Origin of the sequence: Pseudonocardia lacus (genome assembly GCF_018531445.1) — a bacterium.
In the GTDB taxonomy this organism is placed as follows: Bacteria; Actinomycetota; Actinomycetes; order Mycobacteriales; family Pseudonocardiaceae; genus Pseudonocardia; species Pseudonocardia lacus.
Window position 1 is genome coordinate 1 of sequence record NZ_JAHDTH010000338.1, and the last position, 4,261, is coordinate 4,261.

Sequence of the window (4,261 nt, forward strand, 5' to 3'; positions counted from 1 at the left end):
CCGCGGCCCGCGCCTCGCTCAGCAGCACGGCCCGGTCCAGCCCGACCGTGCCCAGCGCGGCGCGCAGCGCCTCCACCTTGTGCGGTCCCCATGACGTGGGGTGGGTGACGGCGAGCGCGGCCGCGGGCCCGCCCTCGGTGGTGGCGACCGTGCGGGCGACGTGCGCGACCACCCTCGCCGCCAGCACCTCGGCCGCCACCGCCACCCCGCCCACGACCAGCGGGGCCCGGTCGCCGATCCGGCGGACCAGCTCCCGCACGACGCGGTCGGGGTCGGACAGCAGCCGGCGCTCGGCGGTCTCGCCGACCGTCAGCCGCCCGTGGGCGTCCACGTGGACGACCGCCGGGACGGTGCCGGTGCCCCCGCCGATCGCGGCGGGTTCGACCGTGCCGTCCGGGCGGGCGACCGCGGCGCTCACGTGGGTGGTGCCCACGTCCACCGCCAGCTGGTACGACATCGCTGCTCCGTTCCGGGTTCGGGTTCTTGCGACCATCCCCCTCAGCACGCGGCCCGGCCATGCCCGGGTTCGCGCTGGTGGGGCGGCACGGGGGGAATCCCGTAGTGGGCCCGGTGGGGGCCGAGCGACCCCCGGTCGGACGGCGAGCGCGGCAGGGGTCGACCCGGATGGCGGGGGCCCCGCGCCGACCTAACTTCGTTCTCGAGCCGGACAGCGGATCCGGCCGGCGAGGCCAGGCCCGACAGCGGCCCGGCCCGAGAACCCCGATCCACAGGAGCACCACCATGAGCAACCCGTTCAACCTCAACGAGTTCATCGCCGACCTGCGCGAGGACCTGGACCTGGACCAGAACCAGGACCTGCTGTCCAACACCGAGCAGCAGTCGGCCCTGGTCGGCGAGCAGGCCAACACCCAGGCCGCCGTGCAGGACCAGGACACCAACACCGTCACCAACACCGAGGCCGGCGACGGCGGCGACGGCGGCGTCGCGCTGGGCGGCTCCAGCGGCAGCGCCGACGGCGGGGCGGGCTTCGGCCTCGGCGGCGTCGGCGGCGGCATCGACCAGGGCGGCAACGGCGACGGCGTCAACATCAACTTCGGTGACGCCGGCGACGCCAACGGCTTCGGCCTCGGCGGCGCCGGCGGCGTCACCGGCGACGGCGGCGACGCCGACGCCAGCGGTGGCGCGGGTGGCAGCGCCGTGTCCAACGTCGACGTGGACGCCGAGCAGGACTCCGACCAGGACTCGGCGCAGGACTTCGAGCAGGAGGCCGAGCAGGACGCCGACACCGACCAGGACGGCGACCTGTCCGCGGAGCAGGAGGCGGACCAGGACGTCGACGTCGACGACCTGAGCGCCATCGGCTGATGAGGCCTCGGGGCCGGTCCCACCCCGGTGGGCCGGCCCCGGCGCCCGGAAGAGGGAGGAGGTGAGCGACGTGCTCGCCCTGTCGGACCTGATCGCGTTCCTGCTGGAGCTCATGCGCGACCCCGCCGCCGCGGCGGCGTTCGAGCAGGACCCGGAAGGGGCGCTGGCCGAGCGCGGACTGGAGGGTGTGACCGCGCAGGACGTGCGCGACGCCCGCCTGGAGCTGTGCGACGCCGGAGGAGCCTCGGCCACGGGGGACAGCGCCCCGCCGTCGGGCGACGACCCGGTGCGGGAGATCAACCACACGGCGTCGAACTACTCGGCCGCCCCGCACACCCAAGCGGCGGTGGCGCACGAGCACTCGGCGCTGGCGCTGCAGGCCGCGGCGCCGGTGACCATCGACGACCGCGACACGTTCATCTTCAACAACCAGTTCTCCGACGACGACACCACGATCGTCAACGACTCGTTCAACGCCGACAACAGCGTCGACAACAGCGTCGACGCCGTGGTCGACAACAGCGTCGTCAACAACGACGTCACCGCGATCAACGACTCGTTCAACGCCGTCGACAACAGCGTGGTGGAGAACGACGTCGTCGCGATCAACGCGGAGAACTCGTTCAACGGCGGCACCGGGCCCGGCGACGTCGACCCGGGTGGCGGCGAGGGGCCGTTCCCGGTCGAGTCGGACGGCGGGACCGGCGCCGAGCCCGACGCGCCCGACGCCGGCGCCACGGAGCCCGACTCCGCGGTCGAGCCCGATTCGGGGATCGACCCGGGGATCGACTCGGAGATCAACGAGGCGTCCGCCGACGCGGCCTCTTCGGAGGCGGCGCCGGACCAGGCCGAGGAGGCGTCCGTCGACGCCGACGAGGCCTTCGACCCGGTCGCCTGAACCCACCCGACACCCCGGGCGACCGCACCGCGGGCGCCGCGGCCGGCAACCGACCCCCGCCGGCCGCGGCGCCCGTCCTCGTGCGCCGTTCACCGCCGATCCCATCCACCGCGATCCCAGGGAGCAGCCATGTCCCCGACCCCGGCCGAGGTCGTCGACCTCGGCCTCGCCGTCGTCGGCCGCCACGACCGGCCCGACCTGACCGCCCGGCTGCGCCAGGCCCGGACCCGGCTGGTCGACGGCCGGGTCCGGGTGCTGGTGGTCGGCGAGTTCAAGCAGGGCAAGAGCCAGCTGGTCAACGGCCTGGCCGGGGCCCCGGTCTGCCCGGTCTCCGACGACATCGCCACGGCCGTGCCGACGGTGGTGCACCACAGCGCGGCGGTGACCGTCACGCTCGTGCGCCGGGCCCTGCCCGCGCCCGACGCGGCGGTGCCGGAGGCGGCCGTCCTCGACGGCTCCGGCCCGGACCCGGACGCCGGGCCGGCGCTGGAGCGCGTCGAGGTGCCGGCCGAGGACCTCGCCGCGCACCTGACCGGCACCGCGGACGGCGCCGACCGGCTCGACCACGTGGAGGTCGGCGTCCCGCGCCCGGTGCTGGCCGGGGGCCTGGAGCTGGTCGACACCCCCGGGGTCGGCGGCCTGTCGTCGGTGCACGGGGCAGCGACGACCGCGACCCTGCCGACCGCCGACGCGGTGCTGCTGGTCTCCGACGCCTCCCAGGAGTACACGGCTCCCGAGCTGGAGTTCCTGGCCAGGGCGGCGGCCGTGTGCCCGAACGTGGCGTGCGTGCTGACCAAGAACGACCTCTACCCGCAGTGGCGGCGCATCGCCGAGATCGACCGCGCCCACCTGCAGCGGGCCGGTATCACCGCGCCGCTGTTCGCGGTGTCCTCGACACTGCGCTGGGAGGCCGTGCTGGCCAACGACACCGAGCTGAACGAGGAGTCCGGGTTCCCGGAGCTGGTCCGCTACCTGCGCCGCGACGTGCTGGGCCAGGCCGACCGGCTGGCCCGGCGTTCGGTCGCGCACGACGTCCTGGCGGTGAGCGGGCAGCTGGTCGGCGGGCTGCGCACCGAGCTGGCCGCCCAGCAGGACCCGGAGGCGGCCCGCGCGCTGGTCGAGCGGCTGGCCGCGGCGCGCACCCGGGCCAACGAGCTCAAGGACCGCTCCGCGCGCTGGCAGCAGACCCTCGGCGACGGCGTCGCCGACCTCAACGCCGACATCGACCACGACCTGCGGGGCCGGATGCGCGAGATCACCCGGGTCGCCGAGGAGGAGATCTCGGCGGGCGACCCGAGCACCACGTGGGAGCAGTTCACGCGCTGGGCCCACCAGGAGGTGGCCTCGGCCGCGGCGGCCAACTTCGTCTGGGCCACCCAGCGCACCCGCTGGCTGGGCGAGCGGGTGGCCGAGCACTTCTCCGCCGACCGCGACCAGCTGCTGCCCGCCCTGCGCGCCGAGCGCTCCGACGCGCTCACCTCGGTGCGCCCGATCGCGATGCGCGCCGAGGAGTCCTTCGGCCTGGGCCAGAAGGCGCTGGTCGGCATGCGCGGCGGCTACATGGGCATGCTGATGTTCGGGATGCTCGGCACGTTCGTCGGGTTCGCCGCGCTGGTCAACCCGCTGGGCCTGGGCGCCGGGCTGTTCATGGCCGGCAAGTCCATCCGCGACGAGCGCAAGCGGATCGTGACCAAGCGGCAGAACGAGGCCAGGGCGGCCGTGCGCCGCTACGTCGACGACGTCACGTTCCAGGTGGCCAAGGAGTCGCGCGACCGGCTGCGCGGCGTGCAGCGCGACCTGCGCGACCACTTCACCGCCCAGGCCGAGGAGATGAAGCGGTCGCTGGGGGAGTCCCAGCAGGCCGCCGAACGCGCGCTGAAGGCGTCGCAGGGCGAGCGGGAGCGGCGCATCCCGGAGATCCGCACCCAGCTGCAGGAGCTGGAGGCGCTGCGCCAGGCCGCCCGCGCCCTGGTCGCCGCGCCGCGGCCCGCGCCCGCGCCCGCGCCCGCGCCGGAACCGTCCCCGAGCGGGGCGGGC

The 4,261-nt window shown here is 75.4% G+C and carries 3 protein-coding genes and 1 pseudogene; 3 read left to right on the forward strand and 1 reads right to left on the reverse strand.

The window, feature by feature from the left end:
- Window positions 1-457, reverse strand: a pseudogene (locus KIK08_RS37240) (Hsp70 family protein); the annotation flags it as partial.
- Between the two features lie 284 nt (window positions 458-741).
- Here KIK08_RS37240 and KIK08_RS37245 point away from each other — a divergent pair.
- From KIK08_RS37245 to KIK08_RS37255, 3 genes are all read left to right on the forward strand, one after another.
- A complete protein-coding gene (locus KIK08_RS37245) occupies window positions 742-1,326 on the forward strand; it encodes an MSCRAMM family adhesin SdrC (protein ID WP_214408019.1) in 585 nt (194 codons plus the stop codon).
- A gap of 61 nt (window positions 1,327-1,387) precedes the next feature.
- The gene (locus KIK08_RS37250) at window positions 1,388-2,224 is read left to right on the forward strand and encodes an IniB N-terminal domain-containing protein (protein ID WP_214408020.1); all 837 of its coding nucleotides are present in this window, start codon (window positions 1,388-1,390) and stop codon (window positions 2,222-2,224) included.
- A gap of 129 nt (window positions 2,225-2,353) precedes the next feature.
- On the forward strand, window positions 2,354-4,261 hold a 1,908-nt coding region (locus tag KIK08_RS37255), incomplete at its 3' end, for a dynamin family protein (RefSeq protein WP_214408021.1).

What these genes read in the sequence shown, in the direction of transcription:
- KIK08_RS37245 (WP_214408019.1), top strand. Translation starts at nt 742, where the DNA reads ATGAGCAACCCGTTCAACCTCAACGAGTTCATCGCCGACCTGCGCGAG.